The following is a 15,992-nucleotide window of genomic DNA, read 5'->3' on the forward strand; positions in this document are numbered from 1 at the left end:
CTCATATCTCCGTATCTCTCCGCTCTCTCCGCCGTCGACCGGAGGTCCTGTGACCAGCTCCACCTCGCGCCGATCCGTGCTCGCCGCCGCTCTCGCCGCCGCCGGTGCCGGGGCGGTCTCCGCCGTCCCGGCGGCGGCCGCGGGCTCCCCGGCCCCGGCCGCCCCCGACCGCGCCAGGCCTCTCGTGGACAACGCCTTCTGGGCCTCGTACGCCGACTGGCGCTCCGGTCGGCACCAGGGCACCCGGGCCGTGTCCGGCGGCCGGCCCGCGCTGGTGATCGGCGCCCCGGCCGGCCGTACCGACTATGCCGATCCGCACACCGGGCGGACCACCGCCTGGGAGTACGCGACCTGGACCTCGCCCGTACACCGCTCGAAGGTTCCCGCCACCGAGGTGATCGCCTCCTGGAACGCCACGACCCCCGCCGGCACCTGGCTCCAGATCGAACTGCGCGGCCGGTACTCCGACGGCACCGACACCCCCTGGTACGTCATGGGCCGCTGGACCGCCGGGGACGGTGCGGACGACATCCGGCGCACCTCCGTCGACGACCAGACCGACGGGCGCAGCACCATCTGGACCGACACCTTCTCGGTGGACGACGCGGCGAGCGGGCTGCGGCTGGACTCGTACCGGCTGCGGCTCACGCTCTACCGCGTCCCCGGGAGCCGGCTCACCCCCGCCGTCCACCGGGCCGGGGCGATGGCCTCGGACATCCCGGACCGCTTCACCGTCCCGGTCTCCGTACCGGGGATCGCCCGTGAGCTGCCCGTGCCGCGCTACTCGCAGAACATCCACTCCGGGCAGTACCCCGAGTACGACAACGGCGGCGAGGCCTGGTGCAGCCCCACCTCCTCGCAGATGATCATCGAGTACTGGGGGCGCGAGCCCGCCCCCGAGGATCTCGCCTGGGTGAACCCGGAGTACGCCGACCCGCAGGTCTGCCACGCGGCCCGGTTCACCTACGACTACCAGTACGAGGGCTGCGGCAACTGGCCCTTCAACGCCGCCTACGCGGCCACCTACCAGGACATGAGTTCGGCCGTCACCCGGCTGGGCTCGCTGACCGAGGTGGAGACCCTGATCCGCGCGGGCATTCCCGTGATCACCTCCCAGTCCTTCCTCAAGGAGGAGCTGACGGGAGCCGGCTACGGCACCTCGGGCCATCTCATGACCGTGATCGGCTTCACGGCCGACGGCGATGTGATCGCCAACGACCCCGCCTCGCCGGACAACCCCGCCGTACGCCGGATCTACCGCCGTGCGGAATGGGAGACGATCTGGCAGCGGACCAAGCGGTACAACGCCTCCGGCGCTGTGGCCTCCGGCACCGGCGGTGTCTGTTACGTCTACTGGCCCGCCGCGCCGTCCACGGTCCAGCGGCGTGCCCTGCGGGCGGTCGGCCTGCTCTGATCAGGGCTCTTGGACGGCCGCGACCGGGGGCGGGGACATTCCGCCTCGCCCCCGGACCCCGGCACCGGGCCACCGCGGTCGCTTCGTGAGCCAGTGTGCTCTCTCTGCGATACTGCGGGACATCTTGCGGGAATCCCGTGGCAGCCGGAGACCAGGACGCGAATGTGAACCGTAGTCAACAGCGTGGCACCTCCGCGCGATCGCAGGTGCGGCGCTCCGAACTCATCGCGACCGGTCGGAAGCTCTTCGCCAACACCTCGTACGACGCGCTGTCGATGGACGACATCGCCCAGCACGCCGGGGTCGCCAAGGGCCTGATCTACTACTACTTCAAGAACAAGCGCGGCTACTACCTCGCCATCGTCGAGGACTCGGTCGCCGAACTGGTCACCCTCGCCGCCGCGGGCAGCGCCGAAGTGCCGCGTACGGAACGGATCCAGCGCACGGTCGAGGCCTACCTACGCTTCGCCCAGCAGAACGAGGCCGCGTACCGCACCATCATCACCGGCGGCGTCGGCTTCGACACCCAGGTGCAGGCCATCCGCGACGCCGTACGCACGGGCCTGGTCGCCACACTCGCCGAAGGCGCCTACGGCAGCCGCGACCTCCCGCCGATCGCCCGGCTCGCGCTGCTCGGCTGGCTCAGCAGTGTCGAGTGGCTGACGCTGGAGTGGCTGGGCCACCAGGAACTGACGCTGGAGATCCCGCGCGATCTGCTGGTCCGGATGCTGCGCCACACCCTCAACACGATCGAGGAGTTCGCACCGGAGTGCCCCGCGCCGCCGCCGGACCTCACCTGGCGCCCGTTCACCGGCCGCGAGGAACGGCCGGACCCGCCGGGGATATGACGCCGGGGACGGGGGCCGGCAGCCACCCCGCCCCCGGCGAGTCATGCGCCCCTGCTGAGACAGGGCCTAGGGCCTCTCGTTTGGATCTTGCTGGGCTCGCGTGCCCTGGCACCGCGCCTCGCCGCGTTGTCGTCGGTCGCCTACGCTCCGCGTGGGCTCCCTCCTCCGCCTTGCGATCCACGGCGCCAGACCCCGCTCCCTGATCCAGCCAGATCCAAACGAAAGACCCTAGTCGATCGACTTGATCAGTTCACCGTCGGTGGTGTCGCCGCTCAGCTCCCAGAAGAAGGTGCCGCCCAGGCCCTGTTCGTTCTTGTACGCCATCTTTCCGGCGATGGTCGAGGGCGTGTCGTAGCTCCACCACTGGTTGCCGCAGAAGGCGTACGCCGTGCCCGCGACCGTTCCGTTGGCCGGGCAGGAGTTCTTGAGGACCTTGTAGTCCTCGATACCGGCCTCGTAGGTGCCCGGGGCCGCGCCCGTCGCCGTACCGCCCGGCTCCTTCTGTGTCACCCCGGACCAGCCGCGTCCGTAGAAGCCGATACCGAGCAGCAGCTTCTCCGACGGGATACCGAGCCCCTTGAGCTTGCTGACCGCCGCGTCGGAGGTGAAGCCCTCGGTCGGAATCCCCGGGTAGGACGTCAGCGGCGAGTGCGGCGCGGTGGGGCCCTGCGCCGCGAAGGCACCGAAGAAGTCGTAGGTCATCGGGTTGTACCAGTCGAGGTACGGCGCGGCGCCCGCGTAGTCGGCGGCGTCGATCTTCCCGCCGTCGGAGCCGTCGGCCGTGATGGCCGCCGTCACCAGGGCGTCGGACCCGAACTCGGTCCGCAGCGCGGACGCGAGGTTCCCGAACGCGTCACGGCCACTGGTGTCGCAGGTCAGACCGCAGGCGTTGGGGTACTCCCAGTCGATGTCGATACCGTCGAAGACATCGGCCCAGCGCGGGTCCTCGACCAGATCGTGGCAGGACTGCGCGAAGGCGGCCGGGTTCTGCGCCGCCTGGCCGAAGCCACCGGACCAGGACCAGCCGCCGAACGACCAGATGACCTTGAGACCGGGGTGGAGCGCCTTGAGCTTGCGGAGCTGGTTGAAGTTGCCGCGCAGCGGCTGGTCCCAGGTGTCCGCGACACCGTCGACGCTCTGGTCGGCGGTGTACGCCTTCTCGTAGTCGGCGTACGAGTCGCCGATCACGCACTTTCCGCCGGTCACATTGCCGAAGGCGTAGTTGATGTGGGTGAGCTTCCCGGCCGAGCCGGAGGTCTCGATGTTCTTGACGTGGTAATTGCGGTCGTAGACGCCCCAGTTGGTGAAGTAACCGACGACCTTGTCGCCTGCCGCTGTGGGGGCGGCGGAAACGGTGGTCTCACCGGCCGAGGCGCTGCCGGCCCCGGAGAGCAGGGTCACGCCGAGCGCGGCGGTACAGGCGGCGGTGATCAGCGCCCGAAACCGGGAGCGGTGGAGCCTGAGCATGGAGTCTCCTCGTGGGGGAGGAAGAAGCGAGTGGGGGGAGTGTGACATGAACGCGTTGAGAGGGAACGTTAGAAGGACTAGACCAGTGGGTCAATGGTTCGGACCAGGTTCGGCCCGTACCGGCGAGGGTTCCGCCGACCGGTGACGGGACGCCGCTGATCGGGCATACTCGACGCGCCGCAACCGCTGGTCAGCAGCTTCCGCGATCCGGGAGGGCAGCATCGGTTCGGCAGAACTGCCGTCCGGGGGCACCCCCGGACCCCAGCCGGCGCCGCCGCCACACCCTGCGCGTGCGACCGCCGTAGCGCCCGACAGGGAGGAGAGCGCCGCCATGCCCGACCGCGCCCCGCGACAGGTGGACAGGCAACTGCCCACCGAGGAGTCCAAGGACCTCGTCGCCCTCGTACGCGACATCATCGAGCGGGAGATCACCCCCTGGGCGGCCGAGGAGGAGGAAGCGGGACACTTCCCGCGCGAACTCTTCACCCTGCTCTCCGGCTCCGGCCTGCTCGGCCTCCCCTACGACTCCGCCCACGGCGGCGGGGACCAGCCGTACGAGGTCTACCTCCAGGTACTCGAAGAACTGGCCGCGGCCCGGCTCACCGTCGGCCTCGGCGTCAGCGTGCACTCCCTGGCCTGCCACGCCCTCGCCGGCTACGGCACCAAGGACCAGCAGACCGAATACCTCCCCGCCATGCTCGGCGGCGGCCTCCTGGGGGCCTACTGCCTCTCCGAGCCCGCCTCCGGCTCGGACGCCGCCTCGCTCCGTACGAAGGCGGTACGGGACGGCGACGACTGGGTGATCACCGGCACCAAGGCCTGGATCACCCACGGCGGAATCGCGGACTTCTACACCGTGCTCGCCCGCACCGGTGAGGAGGGCGCCCGGGGCATCACGGCGTTGCTCGTACCGGGCGACGCCCCCGGTCTGAACGCGGCCCCTCCCGAGAAGAAGATGGGCATGAAGGGCTCGCCCACCGCCCAACTCCACTTCGACGGCGTACGGGTGGCGGACAGTCGCCGTATCGGGGAGGAGGGACAGGGCTTCGCGATCGCCCTGTCGGCGCTCGACTCCGGCCGTCTCGGCATCGCCGCCTGCGCCGTCGGACTCGCCCAGGCGGCCCTGGACGAAGCCGTCGAATACGCCACCGGGCGACGGCAGTTCGGCAGGCCCATCGCGGACTTCCAGGGACTGCGCTTCCTGCTCGCCGACATGGCCACACGGATCGAGGCGGGACGCTCGCTCTATCTCGCCGCCGCCCGGCTCCGCGACGCGGGCCGGCCGTTCTCCCAACAGGCCGCCATGGCCAAGCTGTTCTGCACGGACGCCGCGATGCAGGTCACCGTCGACGCCGTACAGGTCCTCGGCGGCTACGGCTACACCGTGGACTTCCCGGTGGAGCGCTTCATGCGCGAGGCGAAGGTGCTCCAGATCGTCGAAGGCACCAACCAGATCCAGCGCATGGTGATCGCCCGTCATCTCGCGGGCCCGGAAACACGCTGATCCGGTTCCCCGGCGCGCTCTCCGACATACGGTCGGCGGTCGCGCCGGGGGTCCTCTCAGGCGGCGTGCCGCTGAACGGCCGGCACCTTGAACGGGCGCGAGCCCGGTCCGCCGACATGCGAGAACGGCTGTGTACGCCAGTTGAGCCCCTGAGGAAGCGTCAGAAGCAGCGCGGTGTCCTGCTCCTGGACCTCGGACGTCTCGTCGGCGGGACGGGCGTCCGACGCCGAACGGCCCGTACCGGCACAGACGGAGAGCACGAACGGGTTCCACGGAGTGGGGCACAGAGCGTGCTCCGGCAGGACGTCCTCGTCCGCCAGCAGCGCGATCGGCTGCGCACAGTCCGGGCAGACGACCCGGTACATCTCGAAGGTGTCGTCGAAGTCGATGTCGTCGGCGTCGACGAGATCAACGGGCTCCGGTTCGGTACGTCCGGCGCGCTTCAGGCTCTGCATGGAGACATTCCCCCTCGGGTGGGCCGACCAGGCACTTGTGGTCTCGACCACAGCAAGCAATTCCCGTCGCGCGAGCCAGGTAACCGCGAGGTCTCGAAGGACCGCGTCAGAGACCTGTGGTCTTCGTCACATGCCGCCCGCAGGTGCCCCTTCGGCTCATTTGCCGACTGTGCCTGAAGTGACCTGGGGCAATAGGTTGATCCGTATGGAGGAGCTGGATCGTCAGATCGTGGAGTTGCTCGTCAACGACGGCCGGATGAGCTACACAGACCTGGGCAAGGCCACCGGCCTGTCCACCTCGGCCGTGCATCAGCGCGTACGCAGGCTGGAGCAGCGCGGAGTCATCCGCGGCTATGCCGCGGTCGTCGACCCGGAGGCGGTCGGCCTGCCGCTCACCGCGTTCATCTCGGTGAAGCCGTTCGACCCGAGCGCCCCCGACGACATCGCGGAACGGCTCGCGGGGATCCCCGAGATCGAGGCGTGCCACAGCGTGGCGGGGGACGAGAACTACATCCTCAAGGTCCGGGTGCCGACCCCACTGGAACTGGAACACCTCCTCACCCGTATCCGCTCCTTGGCGGGAGTCTCGACGCGCACCACGGTGGTCCTGTCAACGCCCTACGAATCCAGACCGCCTTCTTTTTAGGGGCTCGGTTCGCCTCCGGGCGCTTTCTGCCACTGTCGACGGTCGACCGTGCTCGGTCCGCTCGTTCCTCACGGACCTGCGCGCGCTCTCCCTTTCGACAGCGGCGCGCCCTTCGGCTCACTCGCCGGCGGCCGTGCGGGGCCGGAACGTCTCCGCAGCCGGGTCCCGTCCGGCTGGCCGGTTCGTCCTCAATCGCCGGACGGGCTTGATGCGGGCCCGCAGCCGGACCCCGGCGGGAGGGGGTCGGGGTCGCAGGAGGTGCGTGTTCGGACACTGAAGCGTGATTTGTGCCGCATACGAGACCCGCACCTACCGAACCGGCCCGCACGCGGCGTAAATCATGCCGTCCGGACATGTACCTCCGGAGGCCCCGGCACCCGCACCACCCACCGGCACCCGCGCCGCCAGGCGCGCACCGCACCCCGCGCCGTCAGGCGCACCGCCCCCGACCCCCCGCCCGGACGCGCACCGCTCCGCGCGACACTGGTCGCATGACCAAGCGCACCGACCCCCACCGCACCCTTCTCCTCCGTGGTGGAGAAGTCCACAGCCCCGCCGACCCCTTCGCCACCGCCATGGTCGTAGAACGCGGCCATGTCGCCTGGGTCGGCTCCGAAGGCGCCGCCGACGCCTTCGCCCCCGGCGTGGACGAGGTCGTCGACCTCGAAGGCGCGCTCGTCACCCCCGCGTTCACCGACGCGCACGTCCACACCACCGCCACCGGACTCGCCCTCAGCGGACTCGATCTGTCCTCCGCGCGCACCCTCACCGAGGCGCTCGCGCTCGTACGGGCGCACCGCACCGCGCACCCCGACAGCCGCGTTCTGCTCGGCCACGGCTGGGACTCCGCGCGCTGGCCCGAGCAGCGCCCCCCGTCCCGCGCCGAACTCGACGAGGCCGCGGGCGGCCGGCCGCTCTATCTGCCGCGTGTCGATGTGCACTCGGCCGTCGTGACCACCGCGCTGCTCGATCTCGTCCCCGGCGTCACCGACCTCGTGGGCTACCACCCGGACGCGCCGCTGACCGGCGCCGCGCACCACGCCGTACGCGCCGCCGCGCACGGGGCCGTCAGCGCGCGCCAGCGCACGGAGGCGCAGCGCGCGGCCCGCCATCGTGCCGCTTCGCTCGGTATCGGCACCCTGCACGAGTGCGCGGGACCCGACATCTCCGACGAGGAGGACTTCGTCGCGCTGCTGAGACTGGCGGACGAGGAGCCCGGCCCCCGGATCCACGGCTACTGGGCCGAGCCGGTCACCGACGAGAAGGGCGCCCGGCGCATCCGCGAACTGGGCGCGGCGGGCGCCGCCGGTGATCTCTTCGTCGACGGCTCCCTCGGCTCGCACACCGCCGCGCTGCGCGACCCGTACGACGACGCCCCGCACACCGGTACCGCCCATCTCGACGCCGCCGCGGTCGCCGCCCATGTCACCGTCTGCACCGAGGCCGGACTCCAGGCCGGGTTCCACGCCATCGGCGACGCCGCGGTCGGCACGGTCGTCGACGGGGTACGGGCCGCCGCCGAGCGGCTGGGCCTCGCCCGGGTCCGGGCCGCCAGGCATCGTGTCGAACACGCCGAGATGCTGACCCCCGAGACCATCGCCGCCTTCGCGGAGCTGGGACTCACCGCCTCCGTCCAGCCCGCCTTCGACGAGGCCTGGGGCGGCGACGGCGGTATGTACGCACGGCGCCTCGGCGTCGGGCGCGCCCGTACGCTCAATCCGTACGCCGCGCTGCTGCGCGCCGGTGTCCCGCTGGCCTTCGGCTCCGACAGTCCGGTCACCCCGCTGGACCCCTGGGGCACCGTGAGGGCCGCCGCCTTCCATCAGACCCCCGAGCACCGCATCTCCGTACGGGCGGGGTTCACCGCCCATACCCGCGGCGGCTGGCGCGCCGTCGGCCGCGACGACGCGGGTACGCTCGTGCCGGGCGCCCCGGCCGACTACGCCGTCTGGCGCACCGAGGAACTGGTCGTCCAGGCCCCCGACGACCGGGTGGCCCGCTGGTCCACCGACCCGCGTTCGGGGACGCCGGGCCTGCCGGATCTGACCCCGGGCCGCTCGCTGCCCGTATGTCTGCGGACCGTTGTCGCCGGACAAACCGTGTTTGTGCGACCGAACGAGTGACATGGGGACATTTCGTACCGCCGACCAGTGCTTCCCGCTCTCGGTCGCGACCTGCGGATCTTCCCTACTGACCTGGTGATTTCGGCCAACGTCGCAGGTCAAACGGCTGTTGACAGTAAGCATCCACCGGCGGGTAGGTTCGGCCGAGTCCACCACAGGACGTCCGTCCGGCAATCTCCGCGCAGTCGTCGAACGCCGCTGGGTCATGGGGCGGTGTGCCGCACCGGTGCACCGCCACTGGGAGCCAGGTCCAGCACCCGCGTCTCGGGGGCCAGGGAGGGTTTCGGCCGGCCGGCGGGTGCGACAGGGTGGGGCCCCGGCGTTCAGTAGACAACGGCTTTCGGTCGACCCGCAGCCAGCGGGTTCCAGGTCGGCCCGAAGGACGCCGGGGCGCCCCCTTCTTGTCTTGTCTTGTCTTTTTGGGGCTCGGTTCGCCTCCGGGCGCTTTCTGCCACTGTCGACGGTCGACCGTGCTCGGTCCGCTCGTTCCTCACGGACCTGCGCGCGCTCTCCCTTTCGACAGCGGCGCGCCCTTCGGCTCACTCGCCGGCGGCCGTGCGGGGCCGGAACGTCTCCGCACCCCAGGGGCGGCCGGGGCTGGCCGACCCGGGTCCCGGTCACCTCGGCCGTTTCGGGGTGCGGACATGTTCCGGCCGCTGTCGCCCGCCGGCGAGTGAGCCGAAGGGGCGCGTCGGTGCCGAAAAGGAGAACGCGCGCAGGCCGTGAGGAACGAGCGGCCGAGCACGATCGACTGTCGGCGCCGACAAAAAGCGCCCCGGAGGCGAACCGAGCCCTCAAAAAAAGAGGGTGTGACGGGGGCCGCCCACCCGCTCGCTATGGTGGTGCCCCTGCGTACGGCAATTAAGGGGCAGTAGTGAACGACGGCGGTCAGAGGCGGTACGGCCCGCTCGGCACGGCCTTGGTGATCATCCCGACCTTCAACGAGGCGGAGAACATCAGGTCGATCGTCTCCCGGGTCCGCGCCGCGGTGCCGGAGGCCGACATCCTCGTCGCCGACGACAACAGCCCCGACGGCACCGGCAAGATCGCCGATGATCTGGCCGCCGAGGACGGCCAGGTCAAGATCCTGCACCGCAGGGGCAAGGAAGGTCTCGGTGCCGCCTATCTGGCCGGCTTCCGGTGGGGGATGGAGCGCGGCTACGGCGTTCTCGTGGAGATGGACGCCGACGGCTCCCATCAGCCCGAAGAACTGCCCCGGCTGCTGACCGCCCTCAAGAGCGCCGATCTCGTCCTCGGGTCGCGCTGGGTGCCGGGCGGACGCGTCGTCAACTGGCCCACGACCCGGAAGGTGCTCTCGCGCGGCGGCAGTACCTACTCACGGGTCCTGCTGGGGGTCCCGATCCGCGATGTCACCGGTGGCTACCGGGCGTTCCGCCGGGAGACCCTGGAGCGGATCGGCCTCGACGCCGTCGCCTCGCAGGGCTACTGCTTCCAGGTCGATCTGGCCCGGCGCGCGGTCGAGGCGGGCTGTCATGTGGTGGAGGTGCCCATCACCTTCGTCGAGCGTGAACTGGGCGACTCCAAGATGAGCCGCGACATCGTGATCGAGGCGCTCTGGCGGGTCACCGCGTGGGGGGTCGGGGCGCGTGCCAGCCGTCTGCTCGGCCGTGCTCCCGACGTACAGAACCGGCCTTCCTGATCCGCCCCCGTACGCCGTCACGGGCCGCGCCCAGGCACACTGGTGGTATGACGACCGCGCACTCGCCCCGGACCGTTCCCAAGCGCTCCAGAGCCCGCACTTTCCTTCCGCTGGGCATCGCCGCCTGGCTGGTGCTGGAGATCTGGCTGCTGATCGTCGTGGCCGACGCGGCGGGCGGCCTGACCGTGCTGTTGCTCCTGCTGGGCGCGCTCCTGCTCGGCGCCGTGGTCATCAAGCGCGCCGGCCGCCGTGCCTTCCGCAATCTGACCGAGACCGTGCAGCGGGCCCAGAGGCAGCAGGCGGAGCACCCCGGCGAACCTCTCGTACCGGAGCCCGCCAACGGCGGTGGCGGCAACGGGTTTCTGATGCTCGGCGGCCTGCTGATCATGCTGCCGGGACTGATCACCGACGCGGCGGGACTGCTGCTGCTCGTGCCGCCGCTGCGGACGAGGCTCAGCCGGTACGCGGAGCGGTCGCTGGAGCGGCGGATGGCCGAGGCCTCCCCGCCGGGCAGTCTCGGTGACGCCTTCCAGCAGGCCCGTATGCGTAGGCCGGACGGCAAGGTCGTCCAGGGCGAGGTCATCAAGCACGACGAGCGGAACCCGGGCTCCGGCGACGACAGCGGGAAGGGCCCGCGTCCGCCGCTGACACCCTGACACCGTACGAGCGCCCTGACACCGTACGAGAAAAGCCGTACGGAAAAAGCCGCAGGCCGCGGCACATATGCATGTGACGCGGCCCGCGGCTCTGTGCTGTTGTCTCGCTTGTCGTATGCGGTGGTGGTTACGCGGTCAGGCGGACTTCCGGCTGTCCCGCGGGTGCACGGCGATGTTCATGGCGCCGGAGCGCAGGACGGCCAGCCTCTCGGCCAGCACCTCCTCGAGCTCCTCGCGTGTGCGCCGCTCCATGAGCATGTCCCAGTGCGTACGCGCAGGCTTGCCCTTCTTCTCTTCGGGGCCATCCCCGTCCACCAGGAGTGCCTGGGCGCCACACGCCTTGCACTCCCACTCCGGCGGAATTTCCGCCTCTACCGAGAACGGCATCTCAAATCGATGGCCGTTCTGGCATGCGTACTCCACCGCCTGGCGCGGGGCCAGATCGATGCCGCGGTCCGTCTCGTAGCTGGTAACCACGAGTCGCGTGCCGCGGAGAGCTCGCTCACTCATGAATCGTGCCTCCCGGGCTTGTCGCCCACAGGACAGGTGTCGCTGTCGTCGTCATCCGGTCAACGTCCGGTCGGCGGTAAAGATTCCCCGTTCCGAGTCATGCGTCGCCCGTCGTGCCGCCCTTGTTGTACCCACCGGCGCCCGGTTTGTCACATCTAACAGGAGATGTCACCCAGCGATTCCGATTCCCGCATACGCAGTAACGGTCCGCCTCGCAGGCCAAACGCGTACACTACCGCCCTTTCACTTCAACGTCTAAATCCGTTCCGGTACGGGGTTTCCCGCGGCCGTGATCGCCCGGCCGACCGGAACCCTCGCCAGCAGGCCGAATCCGAGCACGAAGAAGACCACCAGCGAGATGATCGCATCCCGGTAGCTGCCCGTGAGCTGATACGCGAGCCCGAACACCAGTGGCCCCAGCCAGCTCAGCCCCCGGTCGCTCATCTCGTACGCGGAGAAGTACTCGGCCTCCTTGCCGTGCGGTACGAGATGGGAGAAGAGCGACCGGGACAGTGCCTGGCTGCCGCCCAGCACCAGACCGATCGCCGAGGCCAGCGCGTAGAACGCGACCGGTGCCCCGGCGGGCAGGAAGTAACCGGCCGCGAGGATCAGCGTCCAGACGGCCAGCGAGCCCAGGATCGTGCGTTTGGCGCCGTAGGCCCTGGCCATCCGGCCCATGCCGAGCGCACCGCCGACCGCCAGGATCTGCACCAGCAGCACGGCGACGATCAGTGTCGTCTGGTCCAGGCCCAGTTCCTCCGAGCCGTAGATCGAGGCCTGGGAGATCACCGTCTGGATACCGTCGTTGTAGACGAGATAGGCGAGCAGGAACGAGAGCGTCAGCGGATGGCGCCGCATGTCCCGCAGCGTCGCCCTCAGTTGACGCCAGCCCGCTCCCACCGCGCCCTCACCGACGGCGTCCCCGCCGTCCCGCGCCACCGCGCGGTCGCGCAGCCGGCGCAGCGGCACGATCGTGAAGGCGCCCCACCAGACCCCGGCCGAGGCCAGACAGATCCGTACCGCCGTCGACTCGGAGACACCGAAGGAGTCATGGCCGGTGTAGAGCACCAGATTGAGTACGAGGACCAGCGCGCCCGAGGTGTAGCCGAAGGCCCAGCCGCGCGAGGAGACCGCGTCGCGCTCCTCGGGTCCGGCGATCTGCGGCAGATAGGCGTTGTAGAGCACCATCGAGACCGAGATCGAGGCGTTCGCCACGATCAGCAGCAGCGCGCCCAGCAGATAGCGGTCGCCGTCCAGGAAGAACATGCACGCCGTGGCGGTCGCTCCCAGATACGCGGCGGCGGCCAGCAGCGGCTTCTTGCGCCCCGTACGGTCGGCCACCGCGCCCACCAGCGGCATCACCAGCACCGCCACCACCACCGAGACGGAGACCGCGTACGCGAAGACCGATCCCGCGCGCACGGGTATGCCCAGTGGCCGGACGAAGCCGTCGGCGTCGGCCGCCGCCTTCGCCACCGAGGTGAGATAGGGGCCGAGGAAGACCGTCAGCACACTCGTCGAGTAGACGGAGCACGCGAAGTCGTAGAAATACCAGCCGCGTTGCTCGCGTCTGCGGTCCGCCGCCCCGTCGGCCAGGTCCACGGCGGTCTCAGCGGTCACCCCGGGTGTCCTCGTTCCTTCCGTGCCGACGCCCCGCCCGGTCAATGCCAGGCTCCTCGCGCGGTCAACACCGTTCGCAGCGCTTCCAGTTGATCCGTCATGATGCCATCCACGCCGAGATCGAGCAGCGCCTCCATCCGATCCGGTTCATTGACCGTCCAGACATGGACCTGAAGGCCGCGCGCGTGCGCCGTGCGTACGAAGCGCTCGTCCACCACCCGGATGCCGCTCTGTGTCTCGGGGACCTGCGCGCACACGGCGCCGGGGCGGACGGGGGCGGGGATCCCGTACGAGCGCAGCCGCAGGCCCAGCACGCCCCGTACCCCGTATGACGTGGCCAGCCGGGGGCCCGCGAGCCGGGCCGCGCGGGCCACCCTGGCCTCGGAGAACGAGCCGACGCACACCCGGTCCCAGCTCTTGGTCCTGCCGAGCAGCTCGACCAGCGGGACGAGTGCGGGGGCGGCCTTGATGTCCACGTTCCAGCACGCCTCGGGAAACTCTTCGAGCAGTTCCTCGAAGAGCGGCAGCGGCTCGCTGCCCGCCACCCGCGCCCGGCGCACCTCCGCCCACGGCAGATCCACGATCCGGCCGTGGCTGTCGGTCACCCGGTCCAGGGTCGCGTCGTGGAAGGCGACGAGCCGGCCGTCCGCCGTGGCGTGCACATCGGTCTCGAAGTGGCGGTAGCCGAGTCCGGCCGCGCGCCGGAAGGCGGCCGCGGTGTTCTCCAGACCGTCCGCCGCGCCGCCGCGATGGGCGAACGGGATCGGTGTCGGCCGGTCGAGATAGGGGTGGGGTACGCGAGTCACCGCCGCAGTATGGCCCGTGCCGGTGTCCCGGCGGCGACGGCCGTACTGCCGGTGCCCGCCGCGGGGATGGCGAAGACGCGCAGGAAGAGCTGGGCGAGCGGTCCGATGGCCAGGGCATAGGCGACCGTGCCGATCCCCACCGAGCCGCCGAGCGCGAAACCGGTGGCGACGACGGCGACCTCGATCGCCGTACGGACCAGCCGCACCGAGCGGCCGGTCAGCCGGTGCAGCCCCGTCATCAGACCGTCGCGCGGCCCCGGACCGAACCGGGCCGCTATGTAGAGCCCGGTGGCCACCCCGTTGAGGACGATGCCGGCGATCAGCAGCGCGATACGGGCGGCCGGACCGTGACCGTCGGGAACGAGCGCCAGGGTGGCGTCCATCGCGATACCGACCGCGAAGACATTGGCGACCGTGCCCGGTCCCGGGCGCTGCCGGATCGGGATCCAGAGCAGCAGCACGACCGCGCCCACGGCGATCGAGACGACCCCCATGGTCAGCCCGGTCAGCTCGGCGAGCCCCTGGTGCAGTACACCCCAGGGCTCCAGCCCGAGCCCGCCGCGCACCAGCAGCGCCGCGCTCGCCCCGTACAGCGCGAGACCGACGGAGAGCTGCGTCACCCTGCGGGTGAGGCGGCGGGCGGGAGGCCTGGCGGGACGAGGGAGATCGGACACGAAGCGGCCCCTTGGTGCGATGGTGGACTGGTGCGTGTCACTCTGTGGCTGGCCGGTAGACGCCATCCATGGCCAATTCACGGAAGGTGGACTGATTTCCATGGCGGAGTGGACCTCGGCAGTCGGCGCGGCTCAGCTCGCCCGGCAGCTCACCACCCAGCAGCCCACGGCCACGGGCCCCGGTACCCGCAGACCGCCGGCCTACCGGGCCCTCGCCGACGGCATCCGGCTGCTCGTCCTCGAAGGCCGGGTCCCCGTCGCCGCCCGGCTGCCCGCGGAGCGCGAACTCGCGCTCTCCCTCTCCGTGAGCCGTACGACCGTGGCCGCCGCGTACGAGGCGCTGCGCGCCGAGGGCTTCCTGGAATCCCGCAGAGGCGCCGGGAGCTGGACCGCCGTGCCGGCGGGCAATCCGCTGCCCGCGCGCGGACTCGAACCGCTGCCGCCGGAGTCGCTGGGCTCGATGATCGATCTCGGCACCGCGGCCCTGCCCGCCCCCGAGCCCTGGCTCACCCGGGCCGTGCGGGGCGCGCTGGAGGAACTGCCGCCGTACGCGCACACCCACGGCGACTATCCGGCCGGGCTGCCCGCGCTGCGGCGGATGCTCGCCGACCGGTACACCGAGCGCGGCATCCCGACCATGCCCGAGCAGATCATGGTCACCACGGGCGCGATGGGCGCGATCGACGCGATCTGCCATCTCTTCGCGGGCCGGGGCGAGCGGATCGCGGTGGAGTCGCCCTCGTACGCGAACATCCTCCAGCTCATGCGGGAGGCGGGCGCCCGCCTGGTGCCGGTCGCCATGGCGGAGGGGCTGACCGGCTGGGACCTGGGGCGCTGGCGCCAGGTGCTGCGGGAGGCCGCGCCCCGGCTCGCCTATGTGGTGGCCGACTTCCACAATCCGACCGGCGCGCTGGCCGACGAGGACCAGCGGCGCCGGCTCGTCGACGCGGCCCGGTCGGCGGGCACGGTGCTGGTCGTCGACGAGACCATGTCCGAGCTGTATCTCGACGCGGATGTCGACATGCCGAGGCGGGTCTGTGCCTTCGACCCGGCGGGCAGCACGGTTCTCACGGTCGGCTCGGCCAGCAAGGCCTTCTGGGCGGGGATGCGGATCGGCTGGGTGCGCGCGGCGCCGGATGTGATCCGGTCCCTGGTCGCGGCACGCGCGTACGCGGATCTCGGCACCCCGGTGCTGGAGCAGCTCGCCATCAACTGGCTGATGCGCACGGGCGGCTGGGAGGACGCGGTCGCCCTGCGCCGGGCCCAGGCGCGCGAGAACCGCGACGCGCTGGTGGCGGCGGTGCGCGAACGGCTGCCGCGCTGGGAGTTCGAGGTGCCGCGCGGCGGGCTGACCCTTTGGGTGCGTACGGGCGGACTCTCCGGTTCCCGGCTGGCCGAGGTGGGCGAACGGGTCGGTGTACGGGTGCCGTCGGGGCCCCGCTTCGGGGTCGACGGCGCGTTCGAGGGATACGTACGGCTTCCGTTCACCGTGGGCGGCCCGGTCGCCGTCGAGGCGGCGGCCCGGCTGGCGGCGGCGGCCCGGCTGGTGGAGACGGGCGCGAGCACCGGAACGGACGCGCCACGCACCTTTGTCGCCTGACGCCGGGGA

Annotated in this window: 14 protein-coding genes; 8 read left to right on the forward strand and 6 right to left on the reverse strand. The window is 71.1% G+C overall.

Features of this window, described 5'->3' with window-relative positions; genetic code table 11:
* The first annotated feature begins 49 nt into the window (after window positions 1-49).
* Window positions 50-1,414, forward strand: coding sequence for a peptidase C39 family protein (locus OG214_RS32175; protein WP_405986696.1), 1,365 nt, complete (start codon window positions 50-52; stop codon window positions 1,412-1,414).
* A gap of 164 nt (window positions 1,415-1,578) precedes the next feature.
* The gene (locus OG214_RS32180; RefSeq protein ID WP_363085328.1) at window positions 1,579-2,262 is read left to right on the forward strand and encodes a TetR/AcrR family transcriptional regulator; all 684 of its coding nucleotides are present in this window, start codon (window positions 1,579-1,581) and stop codon (window positions 2,260-2,262) included.
* A 228-nt stretch (window positions 2,263-2,490) separates the two neighbouring features.
* On the opposite strand, the gene OG214_RS32185 is transcribed toward OG214_RS32180, so the two are convergent.
* Entirely contained in the window at window positions 2,491-3,729 is a 1,239-nt protein-coding gene (locus OG214_RS32185) for a glycoside hydrolase family 18 protein (RefSeq protein WP_405986697.1), read from the reverse strand.
* A gap of 331 nt (window positions 3,730-4,060) precedes the next feature.
* On the opposite strand from OG214_RS32185, the gene OG214_RS32190 reads away from it, so the two are divergent.
* A complete protein-coding gene (locus OG214_RS32190; RefSeq protein ID WP_405986698.1) occupies window positions 4,061-5,233 on the forward strand; it encodes an acyl-CoA dehydrogenase family protein in 1,173 nt (390 codons plus the stop codon).
* A 56-nt stretch (window positions 5,234-5,289) separates the two neighbouring features.
* Here OG214_RS32190 and OG214_RS32195 read toward each other — a convergent pair whose 3' ends face one another.
* Complete coding sequence (locus OG214_RS32195; RefSeq protein WP_363085880.1) at window positions 5,290-5,688, reverse strand: hypothetical protein; 399 nt, start codon at window positions 5,686-5,688, stop codon at window positions 5,290-5,292.
* A 205-nt stretch (window positions 5,689-5,893) separates the two neighbouring features.
* Between OG214_RS32195 and OG214_RS32200 the strand changes: the two genes are divergently transcribed.
* The 4 genes from OG214_RS32200 (at window position 5,894) to fxsA (ending at window position 10,773) form a co-directional block, all read left to right on the forward strand.
* Entirely contained in the window at window positions 5,894-6,334 is a 441-nt protein-coding gene (locus tag OG214_RS32200) for an Lrp/AsnC family transcriptional regulator (RefSeq protein WP_066956527.1), read from the forward strand.
* Between the two features lie 491 nt (window positions 6,335-6,825).
* A complete protein-coding gene (locus tag OG214_RS32205; RefSeq protein WP_405986699.1) occupies window positions 6,826-8,457 on the forward strand; it encodes an amidohydrolase in 1,632 nt (543 codons plus the stop codon).
* 874 nt (window positions 8,458-9,331) lie between these two features.
* Window positions 9,332-10,117, forward strand: coding sequence for a polyprenol monophosphomannose synthase (locus OG214_RS32210; protein WP_383033496.1), 786 nt, complete (start codon window positions 9,332-9,334; stop codon window positions 10,115-10,117).
* Between the two features lie 47 nt (window positions 10,118-10,164).
* Window positions 10,165-10,773 (forward strand): FxsA family membrane protein, encoded by a 609-nt coding sequence (fxsA, locus tag OG214_RS32215; protein WP_363084953.1) that lies wholly within the window; start codon window positions 10,165-10,167, stop codon window positions 10,771-10,773.
* Between the two features lie 135 nt (window positions 10,774-10,908).
* On the opposite strand, the gene OG214_RS32220 is transcribed toward fxsA, so the two are convergent.
* From OG214_RS32220 to OG214_RS32235, 4 genes are all read right to left on the reverse strand, one after another.
* Entirely contained in the window at window positions 10,909-11,283 is a 375-nt protein-coding gene (locus tag OG214_RS32220; RefSeq protein WP_003959706.1) for an RNA polymerase-binding protein RbpA, read from the reverse strand.
* A gap of 255 nt (window positions 11,284-11,538) precedes the next feature.
* A complete protein-coding gene (locus tag OG214_RS32225; protein WP_363084952.1) occupies window positions 11,539-12,903 on the reverse strand; it encodes an MFS transporter in 1,365 nt (454 codons plus the stop codon).
* A gap of 41 nt (window positions 12,904-12,944) precedes the next feature.
* On the reverse strand, window positions 12,945-13,709 hold the full coding sequence (locus OG214_RS32230) for a glycerophosphodiester phosphodiesterase family protein (RefSeq protein WP_405986700.1): 765 nt from the start codon (window positions 13,707-13,709) through the stop codon (window positions 12,945-12,947).
* Window positions 13,706-14,449 carry a YitT family protein gene (locus OG214_RS32235; protein ID WP_405986701.1) on the reverse strand — a complete coding sequence of 248 codons (744 nt, stop codon included), beginning with the start codon at window positions 14,447-14,449 and terminating at the stop codon, window positions 13,706-13,708. The genes OG214_RS32230 and OG214_RS32235 overlap by 4 nt, the downstream gene beginning before the upstream one ends.
* Window positions 14,450-14,483: 34 nt before the next feature.
* Between OG214_RS32235 and OG214_RS32240 the strand changes: the two genes are divergently transcribed.
* A complete protein-coding gene (locus OG214_RS32240) occupies window positions 14,484-15,983 on the forward strand; it encodes a PLP-dependent aminotransferase family protein (protein WP_363084949.1) in 1,500 nt (499 codons plus the stop codon).
* Window positions 15,984-15,992 lie beyond the last annotated feature (9 nt).

The organism is Streptomyces sp. NBC_00872 (assembly GCF_045161915.1).
Lineage (GTDB): Bacteria > Actinomycetota > Actinomycetes > Streptomycetales > Streptomycetaceae > Streptomyces.

Coding starts and splice junctions, on each gene's coding strand:
- OG214_RS32205 (WP_405986699.1), top strand. CDS start 6,826: ATGACCAAGCGCACCGACCCCCACCGCACCCTTCTCCTCCGTGGTGGA.
- OG214_RS32190 (WP_405986698.1), top strand. CDS start 4,061: ATGCCCGACCGCGCCCCGCGACAGGTGGACAGGCAACTGCCCACCGAG.
- OG214_RS32240 (WP_363084949.1), top strand. CDS start 14,484: ATGGCGGAGTGGACCTCGGCAGTCGGCGCGGCTCAGCTCGCCCGGCAG.
- OG214_RS32235 (WP_405986701.1), bottom strand. CDS start 14,449: ATGGCGTCTACCGGCCAGCCACAGAGTGACACGCACCAGTCCACCATC.
- OG214_RS32220 (WP_003959706.1), bottom strand. CDS start 11,283: ATGAGTGAGCGAGCTCTCCGCGGCACGCGACTCGTGGTTACCAGCTAC.
- fxsA (WP_363084953.1), top strand. CDS start 10,165: ATGACGACCGCGCACTCGCCCCGGACCGTTCCCAAGCGCTCCAGAGCC.
- OG214_RS32195 (WP_363085880.1), bottom strand. CDS start 5,688: ATGCAGAGCCTGAAGCGCGCCGGACGTACCGAACCGGAGCCCGTTGAT.
- OG214_RS32200 (WP_066956527.1), top strand. CDS start 5,894: ATGGAGGAGCTGGATCGTCAGATCGTGGAGTTGCTCGTCAACGACGGC.
- OG214_RS32185 (WP_405986697.1), bottom strand. CDS start 3,729: ATGCTCAGGCTCCACCGCTCCCGGTTTCGGGCGCTGATCACCGCCGCC.